Below are 17,559 nucleotides of genomic sequence, written 5' to 3'. Positions count from 1 at the left end.
TAATTCGGCAATTCGCAAAAAAGTGCGAATCAAGGGATTCACAACGCGAATCGCCTGTGACATAGTGCGATCAGATGTCCGCAAAGGGCACGTTTTTGAGGCAGACTTCATACGGCGGTTAACAGAGTGTCCCGTTCCCATCGGCCCGGTTTGGGCTCAGTTTTGTTCTTCATGGTGGCTTTCATGCTGGGTGTCTATTTCACCTTCGCCGCTGTGCAGGGCGATTTTGGCCTGTTCAGACGGGTCGAGATTGCTGCGGAACGGGACGCTCTGTCGCGCGATCTGGCCCGGCTTGAGGCTGAGACCTCGGAAATGGAAAACCTGACCCGCCGTCTGTCGGACACCTATCTGGATCTTGATTTGCTGGACCAGCAGGCCCGCTCGGTTCTGGGCATGGTCCGAACGGATGAAATCGTCATTCATTGATCCCTGAGGTTTCAGATTTTTCATCGAAAGACCTTTGCCCGCAGTCTTTTGACGAAGACCGCAAGGCCAAGGATCGCGTATCCTGCCCCTGCGTTACTTTTACTCTCGCCAGATGCGGTCAAATGTTCTATGAGATAGTTTAACGCTAAACTATCTTGCCGAAAGGGGGAGATTGCCACAATGGCTGCGCGAAAAACCACAAAGAAACCAAACGTTTCTGCGGACGAACTCAAACTCTATTATCGCGAAATGTTGCTAATCCGCCGATTCGAGGAGAAGGCGGGACAACTATACGGTATGGGTCTGATCGGCGGATTTTGCCATTTGTACATCGGTCAGGAGGCCGTTGTGGTCGGTCTCGAAGCTGCTGCCGAAGAAGGCGACAAGCGCATCACCTCCTATCGTGATCATGGCCATATGCTGGCCTGCGGCATGGATCCCGGCGGCGTGATGGCCGAACTGACCGGGCGCGAGGGCGGCCTGTCCAAGGGCAAGGGCGGCTCGATGCACATGTTCTCGAAAGAGAAACATTTCTACGGCGGCCACGGCATCGTGGGCGCGCAGGTGCCATTGGGCGCGGGTCTGGCCTTTGCCGACAAGTACAAGGGCAACGGAAGGGTGACATTCACCTATTTCGGCGACGGAGCGGCGAACCAGGGTCAGGTGTATGAAACCTTCAACATGGCTGCCCTGTGGGATCTTCCCGTTGTCTTCGTGATCGAGAACAACCAGTACGCCATGGGCACTGCGCAAGCCCGCTCCACCTCGACCCAGGACATTTACGTTCGCGGAGAAGCCTTTGGCATTCCCGGCGAGATCGTCAACGGCATGGATGTTCTGGCCGTCAAGGAGGCCGGCGAAAAGGCCGTCGCTCACTGCCGCGCGGGCAAGGGCCCCTATATCCTTGAAGTCAAGACTTATCGCTACCGCGGCCACTCGATGTCTGACCCGGCCAAGTATCGCACACGGGAAGAAGTTCAGAAGGTCCGCGAGCAAAGCGACCCGATCGAACATGTACGCGAGCTGCTGTTGTCCGGCAAACACGCGACAGAAGATGATCTGAAAGCAATCGACAAAGAGATCAAAGAGGTCGTCAACAAGGCCGCCGAATTCTCGAAAGAAAGCCCCGAGCCGTCGCTGGACGAGCTCTGGACCGACATCTACGCCTGAGAGGACGAATAAGACATGGCAACCGAAATTCTCATGCCCGCCCTTTCGCCCACGATGGAAGAGGGCACGCTGGCCAAATGGCTGGTCAAGGAAGGCGACACCGTTTCATCCGGCGATATCATGGCCGAGATCGAAACCGACAAGGCCACGATGGAGTTCGAAGCCGTCGACGAAGGCATCGTTGGCAAGATCCTGATCGAGGAAGGCACTGAAGGTGTCAAGGTGAACACTCCAATCGCCATTCTGGTTGAGGAAGGTGAAGATGCCTCGGCCCTGCCGTCGGCCGCGCCCGCTGCTGAAGTGGCGCCCGAGGCTGCCCCGGCGGCGGTCCCTGCTGCGGCTCCGGCTGCTGCACCGGCGGCACCGGTGGTGGATCTGTCCCCCGACTGGCCGGCAGATGCCGAAATGAAACCCCAAACCGTTCGCGAAGCCTTGCGCGACGCCATGGCCGAAGAAATGCGTGGCGATGAGGACGTTTACCTGATGGGCGAAGAAGTCGCCGAATATCAGGGCGCCTACAAAATCTCGCAAGGCCTGCTGGACGAATTCGGCAGCAAGCGTGTGATCGACACTCCGATCACCGAGCACGGGTTTGCTGGCATTGCGGTGGGTTCGGCCTTTGGTGGATTGAAACCGATTGTCGAGTTCATGACCTTCAACTTCGCCATGCAGGCAATTGACCAGATCATCAACTCGGCCGCCAAGACGCTTTACATGTCCGGCGGTCAGATGGGTTGTCCGATCGTGTTCCGTGGTCCGAACGGCGCAGCGGCACGCGTCGCAGCCCAACACAGCCAGGACTATGCGGCGTGGTACATGCAGGTGCCCGGCCTCAAGGTTGTCATGCCTTACTCTGCCGCTGACGCAAAAGGTCTGCTGAAGTCTGCCATCCGCGATCCCAACCCGGTCGTTTTCCTGGAAAACGAAATCCTTTACGGTCGCAGCTTTGACATGCCTCAGGTCGACGACCTGACCGTCCCGCTGGGCAAGGCCCGTATCTGGCGCGAAGGTTCCGACGTAACCATCGTCAGCTTCGGTATCGGCATGCAGTTCGCACTGGAAGCCGCCGACAAGCTGGCCGAGGAAGGTATCAACGCCGAAGTGATCGACCTGCGCACAATCCGCCCGATGGATGCAGGCGCAATCATCAACTCCGTGATGAAGACCAATCGTCTGGTGACTGTCGAGGAAGGTTGGCCGCAAGGTTCGGTTGGCAGCTATATCTCATCCGTGGTGATGCAGGAGGCGTTCGATTACCTCGACGCGCCGGTCATCAACTGCACCGGCAAGGATGTTCCAATGCCCTACGCTGCAAACCTGGAAAAACTGGCGCTCGTGACCACCGATGAGGTGATCGCAGCCGTCAAACAAGTTACGTACCGCTAGGCGATGATTGCAAGGAACGCAGATTATCCTTCGGGAGCAGACTGGCTTTTTGAAAGCCTCGATGCCGCACGAAAGGACAACAACCGCAATCTGCTTTATGTTTGCGCAGCGTTCCTTGCCGTTTCCTTCATCAGCATAGCTTTGAATCTGGAAGGCCTGAACGGGATCGAGTTTCAGTTTTCCTTTATCGTTGGAAGTCTGACCGACGCCTGGCCTATCCGGGCAATGCTGAGCGTTGCCTGTATCGTTTCGTATGCTTCCGTCATCTACATCGTGCTCGAGCAGCAACGCTTGCAGCTTGGCATGGATTACCTGGCGGTTTTGGATCACAGCGACGCGGCGGCACTGGGAAACTTCACTGAGTGGCTGAAGACAAACCACCCGCATGTGTCGCGCGCGCGTTCCATGGTGATTGGTGTGTTCGTCACCTTTTGTGCCGCTATTCTGCTTATCGACATCGCAACGCTGATCTACTCATTCTCGAAGTAAGAGGACATGAAGACATGCCCACCGAAATTCTGATGCCCGCCCTTTCACCCACCATGGAGGAAGGAACACTTGCCAAATGGCTGGTCAAGGAAGGCGACACCGTCGCCTCGGGTGACTTGCTGGCCGAAATCGAAACCGACAAGGCCACGATGGAGTTCGAGGCCGTCGACGAAGGTGTTGTTGGTAAGATCCTGATCCCGGAAGGCACCGAAGGGGTCAAGGTCAACACCGCTATTGCGGTTCTTCTGGACGATGGCGAAAGCGCCGATGATATCGCGGCCGCGCCTGCCGCTGCTCCAGCGGCTGCGCCTGCAGCCGCCGCGGGCAACGAGGCTGCCGCGCCCGCGGCACCCGAGGCGCCGGCCCCTGCCCCGGCTGCTCCGGCCAAAGCCGATGGCGGACGCATCTTTGCATCACCTCTGGCCAGACGCATCGCGGCGCAGAAAGGCCTGGATCTTGTGCAATTGTCCGGATCGGGTCCCCATGGCCGTATCGTCAAGGCAGATGTGGAAGGCGCGACAGCAACCGCACCTGCTGCGGCACCCACCGCAGCCGCGTCAGCACCTGCAGCGGCGGCGGCTCCAACTGGCCCATCCGCCGATATGGTTGCCCGCATGTACGAGGGTCGTGAATACGAAGAGATCAAACTCGACGGGATGCGCAAGACCATCGCCGCGCGTCTGGGTGAAGCTAAACAGACCATCCCGCATTTCTATCTGCGCCGCGACATCAAGCTGGATGCACTACTCAAGTTCCGCAGCCAGTTGAACAAACAACTGGAGGGCCGTGGCGTAAAGCTGAGCGTCAACGACTTCATCATCAAGGCCGTCGCCAACGCGCTGCAACAGGTCCCGGAATGCAACGCCGTCTGGGCGGGCGATCGGGTGCTGCAACTGAGGCCGTCGGATGTCGCCGTTGCGGTTGCAATCGAAGGCGGCCTGTTCACCCCAGTTCTACAGGACGCCGACACCAAATCGCTTTCTGCGCTGTCAACCGAGATGAAGGACCTCGCCGGTCGTGCCCGTGAACGCAAGCTGGCACCGCATGAATATCAGGGCGGTACATTCGCGGTTTCGAACCTCGGCATGTTTGGTATCGACAATTTCGACGCCATCGTGAACCCGCCCCATGCAGGTATTCTGGCCGTTGGTACAGGGTTGAAGAAGCCGGTCGTGGGTGAAGATGGCGAACTGACGGTCGCCACGGTCATGTCGGTCACAATGTCGGTTGATCACCGGGTCATTGACGGCGCGCTTGGCGCACAGTTGCTGCAAGCCATCGTGGACAATCTTGAAAACCCGATGGTCATGCTGGCCTGAAACAAGACAACAGCCTCGCCGCATCCTTGATCCGGCGAGGCTTTGCCCCTTGTTCAGGATGTGAGAGGGCGAGATCACCATCGGCTTTGTTCAGAAAGATCGGCGTCTCGCATCTCATTGCGCATGGCTCCTTTACCTGTCGGAGTGCAATGACCTCTGCGAAATCAGTCAGAATTTTGCTGATGCTCATTTTTGCTGGCGACAGCACTTCCAGCGCCATTAAGGGCCAAGCCCAACAACTATCCGCGCGAAAATTCCCGTTTCAGTTCATCTGATCCTGCTGCATTCGCAAGACAGAAAACGGCGCGATAGTTTGATCAAAGAGCGCAAGAAGCGATGGGAAGAAAGAAGGTGCGAGCGGTCGGAGAAAATGAACAACCGCTCGAACTGATTTGCCTTACTGGTCTTTGCCCAGCATGTGGTCCATCGAGATCGACGGCTGATCACAGCCCGCCTCACCCACGATCTTGGCAGGAATGCCCGCCACGGTCTTGCAAGGCGGAACCTCCTGCAGCACCACCGATCCGGCGGCTATGCGACTGCAGTTACCGACCTTGATATTGCCAAGCACTTTGGCCCCGGCCCCAATCAGAACACCGTTTCCGATCTTCGGATGGCGCTGTTCTTCTTCTTTGCCGGTTCCACCAAGCGTCACAGAATGCAGCATCGAGACGTTATCACCGACAACGGCGGTTTCCCCGATCACGATGGAGTGTGCGTGATCGATCATGATGCCTTTTCCGATCTGCGCGGCCGGGTGAATGTCGATCCCAAAAATCTCGGACGAACGCATCTGGAAGAAATAAGCCAAGTCATGACGGCCCTTGCGCCACAGCCAATGCGCGACACGATAGGCCTGCATTGCCTGGTAGCCTTTGAAATACAGAATGGGCTGCAACAGCCGGTGGCAGGCCGGGTCGCGTTCGTAGACGGCCATCAGGTCTGCCCGCGCTGCTTCTATCAATCCGTGGTCGTCGGCATAGGCCTCGTCCACGATCTCGCGCAGAACCATCATCGACATCTCGTTCGAGCACAGCTTGGCCGCCACCCGATACGACAGCGCACGTTCAAGGCTGCGGTGATGGAGGATACATGCGTGCACCAACCCGCCCATCAATGGCTCTTTTTCAACAGCCGCGTGCGCCTCGGCCGTGATCCGATCCCAGACCGGATCCATGTTTCTCACTTTGGTGCGCGTTTCAAACATAGCTATTGATCCCTTGCTGCGCCTAGAATGCCATTTAGTTGTAAAAACACCAAACGCAAACCCTTGATCCGCAGTGTAACGAAAATGAATGAGTCCGAACTGGCCGATTTCGAAACACAGATTCGCGACCGATTGCGCGAACTGGCCGCGCAATCAGAGGCGGGCAAAGACGCCCAGGCGATTGTTCAGTTGGATCAACAGGCCGTGGGGCGCCTCAGCCGAATGGATGCGCTGCAAAATCAGGCCATGGCCAAGGCCCAGCAAGCAAACCGGGATCTTGAGGCCCGCCGATTGCAAGCCGCCCTGACACGGATCGGCGATGGTGAGTTCGGGTATTGCGAGGATTGCGGCGATGAAATCCCGCGCGGGCGGCTGGACCTTGATCCGGCGGCTGGAAAATGTGTCAGCTGTGCGTCCGGCTAACCAGAAAACGGATCAGTTGGCTCAGAACCATCTCAAAGCACTGGCAATATTGAATATCTCCAAAGTCTGGTTCATCCGCCAGCAGACGGCAGCGCGCAGCGGCCATCAACGATCCGTTGCCGAATATCGGATGCAGATCGCCGGTTCGCCTGACATGTTGATCGGCCAGCTCAGCCTCGGCGATCATTAGGGCGCACAGTTTCTGACGCTCCCACTGCGGCGCGGCCAACAAGGCCCGCGCCGCAGCACTGACATCCCCGTGAAGGACAGGACGCATGGATTTGCCTATCCGACCACAAGCCCGGCAAACAAGCCCGCGCCGAAAACGGCCGAGACTTGCGCCACCTCGACACTATATGGGCCGCTGGCGCCGTCGGTTGATTTCATCGCCGCGGAATAGTGCCACTGCGGAGTGTCGGTCAGGTCTTCCCTCAAAACCGCAGCGCCGGACCGAACCCGAACCAGATAGGATTCGCTTTCCTCACCCAGCGGTATATCCAGCCCTGACCAATCATCGCCATCAATACGTGTGCGCCGCACCCACGAGATCATGTCACCGCCTTCGGATTGGGCTGCTTTGAGATGCGCAGGTGCATATGGCCGCAAGCCGTTTCCGTCGAAAGCCTGAATCTGATGCACAAAAGACGCGTCTTCATGCCCCCGTGTTGCGGGCCCGATGCGATAATGTCTGGCGACCCGGCGCTCTGAGCGTGACAGGCTGGTCTGATAGATATGATCGTTCAGCATCACGAACAAAGATCCTTCCGGCCAGGCGTCCGGCATTAGGGCGTCGGTTCCCACCTGCCCACGCAACCGTCCTGAAAGCGCATATGTGTCGACCTCCTGCATATCTGCCGTCGCGAACTGAAAAACCTCCCAGTTCCCCAGTGTGCCGTCACCAATTGCCGCCAAATTCGCACCGTTGAGCAATGCCTGACGCGGCCGCGATTCCAGCACGCCGTCGATTAATTTGACCCGCAGCGGCGCACCCTCGTCCCACATACCCTGGGTGGCCCGCATCAAGGGGCTTTCGGTCACTCCGATAATCGCCTGCCCCGGGATCAGTCCGCTCAAAGCGTAACCTTCATCATCCGACGCCGAATAGACCGCTACATTTCCTGGCCACGGTTTCGCGGATACGGCCAGATATGGCGCGTGTGGCACCTCGGATCCTGTAAGCAATGGCAGATCCATGAACACCGGCAGAACTGGCACCGGAGCGACATGGGGTTTTTCAGTCACTCCATCGTCAGGCAAATCAGACGGCGTGTAGACGCGCGGTTCGACCCTTACCGCATCCACAATCTGAAGCTCCGCCTGTTCCAGCCGGTCGATCCGGTACAGCGCGCCCTGTCCGTTCGAGGGCAACCGGACGACATCGCCCGCCCCCAGATGCATCATCGAAGGCGGTAGCGCAAAGCGGGCTGTCTCACGCGACACGCGCGCTTCGCTCAGCCATCGTTCGGCGGTCTGGCGTCCCTCGGCCCGCGTCATTGACAGGGGCATCTCGTTGACCGAAACGGAATGGGTGCTGTCATCGGGCAGGATCGCCTCCTCGGCGACAACATCGTGATCGGCATCGGACTGCACAAATCGCAGTCGAACACGGCCGGTCATTTCAGCCTCGGCTTCGCGACGATGTTCAATGTCTCCGCTAACCTCTTCACTCTGCGCCAATTGATCAGATGACAGATCAACAGGCCGCCGGCCGTCACGCATCCGGAAAACAAGCAAGCCGTCACGCTCGATTGCATCAAAACCATGGCGCAACATCAGGGGCTGCAGTGCGGAACGCGCATCGGAAACATCTTCGACCGCGTAACCGCGCACGACGCCATATAGCTCGGACACATCGATCTCGCTAACACCGGCTCCATAGCAGATTTCTGTCACGACCGATGCCAGAGTACGCGAGCCGGAACGCCCATTCAGCCAATGACCCCGGGGATAGTTCTCACCGTCGCTCCATTGGCTGCGCAGGTTCGGAAAGGTCGGAAACGGGCGGGCATCCCAGGCCCAGATGTAAGTATTCCCAAGGTCAACCATGCGCCCGCCGTAGACATCCGAAACCGGGTTCACATCGGGATCGGACCAATAGCTCAGTACCGCCTTTTGATACTGAACCTGCATAAAGTCGTCTCTCAGGCCATTGGAATATTTCGGGAATTTTGACTCCGAAGATTTGGGGTCCAGGAATTTGTTGGGCTGATTTGCACCCTTGTCGATGGCGGCGCAGCCGAGCTCAGTAAACCAGATCGGTTTGGACCCGGGCACCCAATCCGTCGGGTTCGGCTGCCGCACCCCACCAATCCGTTCATGATGATGACGCCCCCACCAGTTGCGCAAGTCCTTGTAACGCCAGATCCAGGGTTCGTTGTGATCGCTGTCCTCAATCGGGGTCCTGATCTGAGCTTCAGCTTCTTCGGGCGAGGCGTAATACCAGTCATAGCCCTCGCCGCCTTCGACGTTGCCGCGCAGGTATTCCAGATCATAGATCGCTTTGGCGCCATCACTGGCGTCCAGATGGTTTTCACCGTCGCGCCAATCGGACAGCGGCATGTAGTTGTCGATCCCTACAAAATCGATGTTTACATCAGCCCACAACGGATCGAGGTGAAAATACCGGTCTCCGCTTCCATCGGCAGGTTGATAGCCAAAATACTCGGACCAGTCTGCGGCATAGCCGATTTTGGTGCCCGCGCCCAGAATCTGACGAACTTCAGCGGCAAGGGCGCGAAGGCGAGCCACAGCCGGAAACCCGTTCTGACCCCGGATCTGAGTCAGGCCGCGCATTTCGGAACTGATGCAAAAGGACTCGACCCCGCCGGCGGCCTTGCATAGTGCGGCATAATGCAGAATGAAACGGCAGAGACCCCAGTCCTGCGGTCCACTGTAAGAAACCGTCCCGTTACCAATCGCGAAGTCGCCGGCCTTTGCCTGCCCAAAGAAGTTCGCGACCTGCGCATCCGCCCACGCCGTCCCGTCCGCAGACCCGGACCGCCCCGGCGCCTCGTTCAACGTGATACGCCCGCGCCAGGGCAAATGGGGCTGATGCGGCGCATCCGACCACGGGTCCGGCAGACCATTGCCCTGTAACTGATCCATCAGAATAAACGGATAGAACATCACCCGTTTACCAGAGTTCCTAAGGTGTTGGATTGCTTGCACCACCGAAGCATCCGCTGGTGTGGCCCCATAGACCGGTCGACCATTCTGATACTTCACGCTCTGCGCCGCCGCCCGGTTCAGGCCTGCAACCTGCCACGGCATATTCTCGCCTTCGATTTCCTTGTGCAGCACTTTCGGTGTGATCTGGCATTGCCCGCATCGAAGATCATTCCCGAACCAGGACACGATCAACGATGCCGCGCTGCACCCCGGTACTTCGTGGGCCAGGGCCCGGGTGGACGTGATCAGGTCCGGCAGGCCTGATTTTGAGTTGACGTTGGCGGCCCAGCTTTGCCCGATCCAACGTGTATAGTTGACCTGAGTACTTGCCAGCGAGTATTCACCCGTCCCCGGCATCAGCGCCACGCCACGAATGTTCCGCGACAGATCATCGTGATAGCCGGGCATCCCAGGCTGCTCGAGCCGAACAACTTCGAAAGAGAATTGCGGCACCCGATTGCCGAACTGTGCCAATTGCAGGTCCTCAATCACCACATAAGCCGTGCCCCGATAGGCCGGCACATTTCCTGCACCTTCAACGGCTTCGATCAGGGGGTCCGGCAGTTGATACGAAGTGCCGCGATACACCCGCATGTTCAGACCTGATCGTTCCAGTTCCTCGCCATCGGCCCAAATTCGCGGGACATCCGAGATTTCGCCTGCGCCCAAAGCGATGGCCAGCGAAACGGAGTAGCTGTAGCTGTGGGTCGTTGTCGTCACTTCCGGTGGTTTCGGAGACCCTTTGCCACCACCGCCGGAAGATTGCGTTGTTGTGCTGGTGCTTTGTGTTTCCAGAAAGTCCGAGGCCCAGATCACCTGACCCCCAATACGCATCCTGCCAAAGACCGTGGCGACCGGCGCGCCTTCACCGGTTTCAGTCAGACGAAACCGGTCCAGCCGTCCGGTCTCGACCACCTCGCTGCCCCCGCCCATAACCGATTGGCTCATCAGACGCTGGTCGATGACACGGCCAAGGGTCGCCCCAACAGCACGGCCGATAATTGCTGTGGACAGCCCTGCGACGGTTCCGCCGATGGCCCCACCAATTGCCGCGCCAGCTGCCGAAAGTAGGATTGTTGCCATTTACAGGTCCTCCATCGGAAAAGCGAAACAGGCGACAACCCGACGGCGCCAGGGCTCGCTCAGAGTGTTTTCAACAACGCCATGCCCGGTATAGGCATGAACAAAGCGCGGCACGTCCCCGGTTTCGCAGACAATTCCCAGATGTTTGGCCACACCAGTGTCCCGCATCCGAAACAACAGAACGTCGCCCGCATCCAATTCGGCCGGCGTTTTTTCAATCAGATGTCGGCTTGCGGCAGCCCACATGCGTTCTTCGCCCTGCGGTTCGGACCAGTCCATGCTATAGACCGGCACTGCTTCGGGCTCGGCCCCAAGAACCGCGCGCCAGACACCTCTGAGCAGGCCGAGACAATCCGCCCCGGCCCCTTTGACCGACGCCTGATGAACATAAGGCGTCCCCAGCCAACTGCGCGCTTCGTCTACGATTTCCGTTCTGCTGGTCATCACCGCCTGCTCCCCCCTGCATTGGGGTTATTCTTCCTGGGCACGGCCATGACCCAATCTTCGCCGGGAAGGTCAGGGAACCCCTGAAAGTTAAGCATGTTATTGAATTTCAATCGGCAGGTTCCCATGCTCTTGTCGCAACCCACCGTCAGCTTGACCCTGTCCCCGACAGCCAATCCTCCGCCGATGCCGGTCCACAGCTGAACGGAACGTCCATCTGTTATCTGTTTGTCCTGCTTGATGGATCCCCAAAGCCCTTCGGCCTTGCCGGACGTGACGTCCAGCCTGCCACGCTCGAACCAGCCACCGCCGTACTGTTCTGCCCCGTTCAGCAACAACGCAGCACCACCTTCGGCACTTACGACTTTAGCTTCGGCCCAGTAGCCCGGCGCGTTCACATTGAACCGGCAGGATTTGTCACCCAAAACGGCCGTGCATGGTTTTTGGTAGATCCGCCCCAAAGGCCGGTTCAGCAAATCGGTAAGGCCACGCAACTCCGCATGAAAAGCTCCGCCGCCCCGCCGCAATTCGCCAAACGAGCCGCGAAACTGCAACTTTCGCTGTTGGGGATTCGCCCAGTTCACCAACCAGGCCCAGACCGCCGCTCCATCAAAACGGCCGGCCTCGATATCCTCCTCTCGGATGGCCGCGTCCGAAAGCGCGCCCATCGCCTCGGTATTGTCAATCGACAACCCGGTGGCCTGTTCGATCGCCGCTGCGGTCAGTCCGCTGCTTGCCTTGAAGGTCAAGCCTCCAAACTGCAACTCTCTGTCATGGTCAGTAAAGCCGTAAGTTTGCCCATCCTTGCGCGACACGGCCCAACAACGACAAACAGTAGTCAGTCCACTTTTGAGATGCTCGTGCAGTCCCTGTTCGTCCCAGTTCATCAAACGCGCACCTCAACAACCGGCACGTTTGGCACATCGCCTGCCTGAAAGCTGGCAACGCTGGTCTGGATCTTGTCGGTATCAAATCTGACCGGCACATCGAACTCAAAACCGGCGGTGATCTCGACCTGCTCGGCTGGCGGATCAGCAAACGTAATCAGTCCCGTGCTCAGGTCGACCTCAAAATCCACACCTTCGCGGACCTGATCCTGTTCAACCGCAACCTGAATGGTTCCCAATACAGGTTTGACGATCGGCCGGACATAGCTAAAGCCCCCTGAACTGTAAGTCTTTATCAACTGAAACTCGGTCTGTGTTCCGTTGCCGCGCGCAATCACCTGGTCAGCCATGGCGGTTTCCGCCGTTGCCGCACCGGACTTGAAGTCCGACCAGTCCTTCCAGCGAAACCCGTACATCTGTCCCTGGCGCGCCTCAAAAAACGAGATCAGCGTCTCGATATCGTCCAGAGACCTCATACCCAAGCCGGCATCATACCGGCGGCGCGAATGCGCCCAGGGCGTGTTGCGTTCCTCGAACCCGTTGGCCAGCGTCACGACATCCGTGCGCCGCTCGGGCCCCCCGACCGAGCCGAAACTCAGGCTGGCCGGAAATCGCACTTCGTGAAAATTCATGTCCTGCTCCCTGATTTACCTGTTGCGATTGCCGCGACCCAGCACGCGGCTCATCTGGGCCGCGATCTGGCTTTGCGAGCGGCGAAAGCCCTGAACATCTGGCGTGGATATGTTCATCACCACATTTACGGCCCGCCCCCCGCCCGAAGTGCGAACACCCAACTTTCCGTCAGGGCCGCGCGCCAAAGGCATGATCGCCTCGGGTCCTGCTTCGCCCATCAGGCCGGTTCCGCCACGCATGGGAAACGTTGTCGGTCCGCTGACGACTCCACCATTGGCAAATGGCATCACACGGCCCTGAGAAAAACTGCCCCCGTCCGCAAAAGGCATCAGCCCCTTAACCAGGCCCCCAATTCCGTTCGCCAGCATGCCGCCGAAATGGTCTGTCACCGGCTTGATTGCTGCCGCATACGCAGTCTGGATCATCGAATTCTTCAGCACGTCCAGCGCATCCGACAGGTTCATCCCGTCCAGCACCACACCGTCGAATGCCTTGCGCAAACCACTGGACATGCCGCGCTCCAGCGTGGCAACGTCCTTGCCGGTTTCTTCGAAGGCAGCGCTGATCCGCTTCATCTGGCCGTCAAAGGCCGCTGCCATGCTGGCCGCATCGCCCAGCGCGTCGCCCAGCGCCTCGCCACGTTCCTGCAGTTCGTCCAACCCATCACGATCCGTCATCATGCTCTCCTTTCCTCTTGTCCGGATAAGCCGCCAGCAGCGCGTCCAGCCCGGCCCGGTTCATCGCGGGCATGCCCCCACCCTGCCCCAGCATCAGCCGCAGTTCCGCCGGGGTCAGGCGCCAGAATTGCTCGGGAGTCAGGCGCAGCCCGACAAGGCCCGCGCGCATCAGGTCCGGCCAATCGAACCCGTTCATGCCTGTTCCGGCACCATGAACGCCCGCGCCAACAGTTCGGCGGCAGCTTTTGCCCCGGCCATGGGGCCACCCTCGATCTCGGCATGCATCAAATCGTTGCGGGTGACATCGGCGCCACCGCCCCGCAACCCCGCCACGACCAGGGCCAGAACATCACCACTGGAATAGGCCCCACCTTCAAACCGCTGCACCAGCTCGACCAGGGACCCGGTCTTCAGTTCCTGTTCCAGTTCCGCCAAAGCACCCAATGTCAGTTTGAGCACCCGCTGCTCCCCATCGATGGTCAACGCCACCTCACCGGTCCACGGATTGGCCATCAGAGCGCCGTAAAGTTCATCGCACCGGCGCTGGCCAGGCTCATTTCATAAGTTGCTTCGCCATTGTGCGAGCCGGCATACTCGATGCCAGTGACCTGAAAGGGGCCTTCGACAATGCCAAAGTCCGGGATTATCACCTGAAACCTCGGGGTCTCGCCGTCAAAAAACAGCTGCCGTGCGCGTTCGTCCGTTCCCGCATCCTTGAACACTCCCGAGCCCGAGATCGAGGCCGATTTGACCCCCGCGCCCGACAGCAACTCTCGCCAGCCCCCCTGGCTTTCAAGGCTGGTGACGTCGACGCTTTCCGCGTTAAAGCTGATCCGCGTGGCGCGCAGCCCCGCAATGGTCTCGAACAGACCTGTACCGTTCATGTCCACTTTGACCAGCAGGTCTTTTCCGTTCTGGGCAGCCATATACTCACTCCGTTGATTGCTTAATCATCTTCCACGCGGGCGCGGAATCTCAGGTCGATCTGGCGGATCGTTCCACCGGTTCCTGTGCGCCGGGCCGAGGCGCGCTCGAACCACAGCCCCACCAGGTGGCCGCGATCCAAACTCATTGCCGCGCCCTCCAGCGCGTCGCACACCGCACCGGCCAGCGTTTTGGCCGCGCCAAAGCCCGCCACGTCGGACACCACCGAAACCGTGAAGCGATGCACTGCCCCCGCACCAGACCGGTCCGAGGCTTCGCGCACCTCCTCGGGGCCCAGCGTCACATAGGTCTGCGGCATTGTCCCCGCAGGCACTGCGTCATAGATCGCACCTGCAGACAGCGTGCTGACCTGTGCATCCGCCGAGAGTTGTTGAAACACTGCCGCCTGTAACGCAGCTGAAACGCCATAGCTCATGCCGCCACCTCTTCGTCTGCAAAACAGGTCAGGTATTGGCCACGCGGGTCACGCTCAGCTACCGCGCGAATGACAAAACGGCGCTGACCTTCCCTAAACCGCTGGTCCGGCGCGGGCCGCATCGAAGACCCTTCGGGCGCGCCGCGCACCACAATCCGGTTTCCGACACGCGAAACGGAAACGCCCGCAATCTGCCGCTCGGCTCCGCTGCGTGCCGTTACCTCGGCCCAGAGGGTGCCCAGTGCGGCCCATGTTTCGGTATAGCCGCCAGCCCCATCGGCGCTGCGCAGCGGCGCTTCCAGCACCAGCTTGCGGTTCAGGCGCGGCACGTTCATTGCATCACCCCCGTGCCGAAGCGCACCGTTCGATAGCGTTGGATCAGGCTGGTCACGCCAAAGGGCATGCAGCCAGCGCTCAGCGCCGTCGCGTCGCGGTATTCATAATAGTGGGCCGCCAGCAACAACAATGCCTGCCCCAGATCCGCGGGCAATCCGCCCCAATCTATTGCCATGCCGGCTGTGAAGGCGATCTTTGCCGATCCCCCAGTCCGAACCATCGGCAAAGCCATGCCCGCTGGTCGCAGCCGTGGGCGCTGGCTGTCGCTCTCCAACCGATAGGCCGCTGCATCCAACACCGTCTCGGCACCTGCCGCATCTGTCAGCGTCACAGCGCCGATCGATCCAACTGGGGCCACCGGTAGAAACTCGCCCGCTGGGTCACGCCAGCCTTTCAGGCTCCACGAGAAATCCCGTTCGATCAAAACCTTGCCGGTGCGTGCCTCGATCGCCGCGATTGCCGCGCGTAGAAATCCCTTCAGCACCTCGTCCTGCACATCACCCTCGCCAAAGCCCGTGCCCAGCCGCAAATGCGCCTTGAACTGATCCACCGGCAGCGCCGCATCCGCGATGGCGGTTTCTTCGATCAACATCATCCATTCACTCCGCAATCTCGGACCCCACCGGGGCCGACTTCAGGAAATTGACGGGCACGCGCCGCCCCACGTTGCTCGGACGGAGGGGAGCAGCTAGACAACGCGGGGGATCTCACCCCGGCCCGCGCCCGCCGCCCGAGGGGCGCTAGGCCCCCCGGATTCAGCCCGCTTTAGGCGGTGCCGAATTTCACCAGCTTGATTGCAGCAAAATCGCTCACATCGCCGCCAACGCGCTTGGTCGCGTAGAACAGGACATGCGGCTTGGCACTGAATGGATCCCGCAGCACACGCAGATCGGGGCGTTCGGCAATGGTGTAACCGGCCTGAAAGTCACCGAAGGCAATCGAGAAACTGTCACTCGCCGCATCAGGCATGTCTTCGGCAATCAACACCGGATAGCCCATCAGACGTGCGGGTTCACCAGCAGCCAGACCGTCCGACCACAGGAATCGGCCATCGCTGTCCTTGAGCTTGCGGATCAGACCGGCAGTTTTCGAGTTCATCACAAAGGTGCCGTTGACCCGGTACTGCGCGCCCAGGGCGTAGACCACATCGACAATTGAATCTGCCTCGACACCGCCATCAATACCGGTCGGCACGTAGCCCAGATTGCCCCAGGTCCAGACGTCATTGTCGACCTTGGCATGATCCAGAACACCCTTGGGCTTGTCCGCGCCATCGCCCGAGATGAACGCTGCCGCCTCGGCCCGTGCGAACTTGTCGGCAATGCGACCGGCCAGCCAGCCTTCCACATCAAACGCGCTGTCATCAAGCAGTCGTTGCGAGGCTTTGGGCAACGCGCTCAGTTCATGCAGGGCGATGGAAATCCGGTCAATTGACGGGGTCGACGTTTCACTCGCTGCCGAAGTCTCATCCGCCCAGCCCGCACCCACATCGGTGTGGTCGATCAGCACATCGAACGAGTTCGCCTCGACATTCACCACCGAGGCAATCGACCGGATCGAGGCGGTGGATTTCAGCACCGACTTGATGATCTCGGCGGTCTGAGGGTCGACCAGATAACCGCCATCACTGTTAACCGCACTGGACAGCGATTTGGCCTCCATCTCCAGCCCGCGAAGGCCACCGTCATCGCCCGAACGGACATAGGCATCAAACGCCTTCTGGTGCGGTGCACCGTCCTCAATGGACGCCGCAAGATGCGGGCGTGCCGCGATGGTTGATTTACGATCCAGCATGGTAAGTCGCTCTTCTGTCTGTTGCAGTTTTGTTTTAACTTCAGCTCTCAGGTCCTTGAATTCACTTACGAAGCCAGCCATCGCCTGCTTCACCTCCTGAACCAGGGGCGCACCCTCTCCGGTCAAGGCCGGGTTCTCGGTCTTGCTCATCAGCACATCCATTTCTTGGGTGGGTTTGAGGCGCGCTAGGGTCGCGCCAGCTCCTGCCGGGCATCGTTAAACGCCTCGGCAATACTGCGCAGGGCATCCTCGGCATCTCGGGTCTCTCCCTTTGCCGCCACCCGCGCACTGGGCAGCATCGGAAAGGTCACCAGCGACACCTCCCACAGCTCCAGTTCGGTCAGGACCCGCTGGCCCTTTTCATTCTTCACAGCCCGCTTGGTTCGATAACCAATCGACAGTCCGTCCATGGCTCCAGCCCGGATCAACTCTGCCGCCTCACGGCCCTTTTGCGTGGCCTCTAGCAAGCGCCCCTTGACCCACAGGCCCCGATCATCCTCGCGCACTTCGTCCCAGACGCCGATGGGCTGCGCCGGATCATGCTGCCATAGCATCTTAACCCGCTGCCCAGCAGCCTTCAGTCCGTCAAGCGAGCCCCGATACGCCCCGCGCTGCACCACATCGCTGCCCTGGTCGACTTGCCCGAATAGGCTGGCATAGCCCGCGATGACCGCATCTTCGGTCACCGACAAGCCGTCTCCGAACCTGGCAAATTTGTGTTCTAAATCCATCAATTTCTCCACGTAACTCACTGAAT

At 59.5% G+C, this 17,559-nt stretch carries 21 protein-coding genes; 6 read left to right on the top strand and 15 right to left on the bottom strand.

Translation table 11 applies throughout. The features are described from left to right. The first annotated feature begins 126 nt into the window (after positions 1–126). From ACR1XU_RS01670 to ACR1XU_RS01650, 5 genes are all read left to right on the top strand, one after another. Positions 127–426 carry an FtsB family cell division protein gene (locus ACR1XU_RS01670; RefSeq protein WP_480522503.1) on the top strand — a complete coding sequence of 100 codons (300 nt, stop codon included), beginning with the start codon at positions 127–129 and terminating at the stop codon, positions 424–426. Positions 427–606: 180 nt separating this feature from the next. Continuing rightward, positions 607–1,596 carry a pyruvate dehydrogenase (acetyl-transferring) E1 component subunit alpha gene (pdhA, locus tag ACR1XU_RS01665; protein WP_170610291.1) on the top strand — a complete coding sequence of 330 codons (990 nt, stop codon included), beginning with the start codon at positions 607–609 and terminating at the stop codon, positions 1,594–1,596. A 15-nt stretch (positions 1,597–1,611) separates the two neighbouring features. Beyond that, the gene (locus tag ACR1XU_RS01660; RefSeq protein WP_480907413.1) at positions 1,612–2,982 is read left to right on the top strand and encodes a pyruvate dehydrogenase complex E1 component subunit beta; all 1,371 of its coding nucleotides are present in this window, start codon (positions 1,612–1,614) and stop codon (positions 2,980–2,982) included. Between the two features lie 3 nt (positions 2,983–2,985). Further along, positions 2,986–3,471 carry a hypothetical protein gene (locus ACR1XU_RS01655; protein WP_170610286.1) on the top strand — a complete coding sequence of 162 codons (486 nt, stop codon included), beginning with the start codon at positions 2,986–2,988 and terminating at the stop codon, positions 3,469–3,471. Between the two features lie 14 nt (positions 3,472–3,485). Then, positions 3,486–4,790, top strand: a complete 1,305-nt coding sequence (locus ACR1XU_RS01650; RefSeq protein WP_480907415.1) for a pyruvate dehydrogenase complex dihydrolipoamide acetyltransferase — start codon at positions 3,486–3,488, stop codon at positions 4,788–4,790. A 397-nt stretch (positions 4,791–5,187) separates the two neighbouring features. Here the strand turns inward: ACR1XU_RS01650 and cysE are convergent, their stop codons facing one another. Beyond that, positions 5,188–5,997 carry a serine O-acetyltransferase gene (gene cysE, locus ACR1XU_RS01645; protein ID WP_170610280.1) on the bottom strand — a complete coding sequence of 270 codons (810 nt, stop codon included), beginning with the start codon at positions 5,995–5,997 and terminating at the stop codon, positions 5,188–5,190. A gap of 84 nt (positions 5,998–6,081) precedes the next feature. Here cysE and ACR1XU_RS01640 point away from each other — a divergent pair, with 84 nt between their 5' ends. After that, positions 6,082–6,420, top strand: a complete 339-nt coding sequence (locus ACR1XU_RS01640; RefSeq protein ID WP_170619146.1) for a TraR/DksA C4-type zinc finger protein — start codon at positions 6,082–6,084, stop codon at positions 6,418–6,420. Here ACR1XU_RS01640 and ACR1XU_RS01635 read toward each other — a convergent pair. The 14 genes from ACR1XU_RS01635 to ACR1XU_RS01570 all read right to left on the bottom strand — a co-directional run bounded on the left by ACR1XU_RS01635 (position 6,401) and on the right by ACR1XU_RS01570 (position 17,533). After that, positions 6,401–6,697: a DUF7742 family protein gene (locus ACR1XU_RS01635; protein ID WP_480907417.1), complete on the bottom strand. Its 297-nt coding sequence runs from the start codon at positions 6,695–6,697 to the stop codon at positions 6,401–6,403. The genes ACR1XU_RS01640 and ACR1XU_RS01635 overlap by 20 nt on opposite strands. An 8-nt stretch (positions 6,698–6,705) precedes the next feature. Continuing rightward, the gene (locus ACR1XU_RS01630) at positions 6,706–10,671 is read right to left on the bottom strand and encodes a baseplate multidomain protein megatron (RefSeq protein WP_480907419.1); all 3,966 of its coding nucleotides are present in this window, start codon (positions 10,669–10,671) and stop codon (positions 6,706–6,708) included. Then, positions 10,672–11,115 carry an NlpC/P60 family protein gene (locus ACR1XU_RS01625; protein ID WP_170805493.1) on the bottom strand — a complete coding sequence of 148 codons (444 nt, stop codon included), beginning with the start codon at positions 11,113–11,115 and terminating at the stop codon, positions 10,672–10,674. Then, the gene (locus ACR1XU_RS01620; RefSeq protein ID WP_480907421.1) at positions 11,115–12,002 is read right to left on the bottom strand and encodes a DUF2163 domain-containing protein; all 888 of its coding nucleotides are present in this window, start codon (positions 12,000–12,002) and stop codon (positions 11,115–11,117) included. The genes ACR1XU_RS01625 and ACR1XU_RS01620 overlap by 1 nt, the downstream gene beginning before the upstream one ends. Then, positions 12,002–12,634, bottom strand: coding sequence for a DUF2460 domain-containing protein (locus tag ACR1XU_RS01615; protein WP_170805491.1), 633 nt, complete (start codon positions 12,632–12,634; stop codon positions 12,002–12,004). The genes ACR1XU_RS01620 and ACR1XU_RS01615 overlap by 1 nt, the downstream gene beginning before the upstream one ends. Positions 12,635–12,649: 15 nt before the next feature. Continuing rightward, a complete protein-coding gene (locus ACR1XU_RS01610) occupies positions 12,650–13,312 on the bottom strand; it encodes a phage tail tape measure family protein (protein ID WP_170805490.1) in 663 nt (220 codons plus the stop codon). Further along, on the bottom strand, positions 13,299–13,508 hold the full coding sequence (locus tag ACR1XU_RS01605; protein WP_480811749.1) for a rcc01693 family protein: 210 nt from the start codon (positions 13,506–13,508) through the stop codon (positions 13,299–13,301). The genes ACR1XU_RS01610 and ACR1XU_RS01605 overlap by 14 nt, the downstream gene beginning before the upstream one ends. Beyond that, entirely contained in the window at positions 13,505–13,825 is a 321-nt protein-coding gene (locus ACR1XU_RS01600; protein WP_480907423.1) for a gene transfer agent family protein, read from the bottom strand. Before ACR1XU_RS01600 ends, ACR1XU_RS01605 begins: the two co-directional genes overlap by 4 nt. Next, positions 13,825–14,238, bottom strand: a complete 414-nt coding sequence (locus ACR1XU_RS01595; protein WP_480907425.1) for a phage major tail protein, TP901-1 family — start codon at positions 14,236–14,238, stop codon at positions 13,825–13,827. Before ACR1XU_RS01595 ends, ACR1XU_RS01600 begins: the two co-directional genes overlap by 1 nt. A 20-nt stretch (positions 14,239–14,258) precedes the next feature. Beyond that, positions 14,259–14,672, bottom strand: coding sequence for a DUF3168 domain-containing protein (locus ACR1XU_RS01590; protein ID WP_170805486.1), 414 nt, complete (start codon positions 14,670–14,672; stop codon positions 14,259–14,261). After that, a complete protein-coding gene (locus ACR1XU_RS01585; RefSeq protein ID WP_480907427.1) occupies positions 14,669–15,007 on the bottom strand; it encodes a phage head closure protein in 339 nt (112 codons plus the stop codon). The genes ACR1XU_RS01590 and ACR1XU_RS01585 overlap by 4 nt, the downstream gene beginning before the upstream one ends. After that, a complete protein-coding gene (locus tag ACR1XU_RS01580; protein WP_480907429.1) occupies positions 15,004–15,603 on the bottom strand; it encodes a head-tail connector protein in 600 nt (199 codons plus the stop codon). The genes ACR1XU_RS01585 and ACR1XU_RS01580 overlap by 4 nt, the downstream gene beginning before the upstream one ends. Before the next feature lie 170 nt (positions 15,604–15,773). Next, positions 15,774–16,952, bottom strand: coding sequence for a phage major capsid protein (locus tag ACR1XU_RS01575; RefSeq protein WP_480907431.1), 1,179 nt, complete (start codon positions 16,950–16,952; stop codon positions 15,774–15,776). 35 nt (positions 16,953–16,987) lie between these two features. Next, complete coding sequence (locus ACR1XU_RS01570; RefSeq protein WP_480907433.1) at positions 16,988–17,533, bottom strand: HK97 family phage prohead protease; 546 nt, start codon at positions 17,531–17,533, stop codon at positions 16,988–16,990. Positions 17,534–17,559 lie beyond the last annotated feature (26 nt).

It is taken from the genome of Ruegeria sp. D1(2025) (assembly GCF_056536425.1).
The sequence above is the reverse complement of the archived record's forward strand: the minus strand, read 5'-3'. Positions and strand labels throughout refer to the sequence as shown.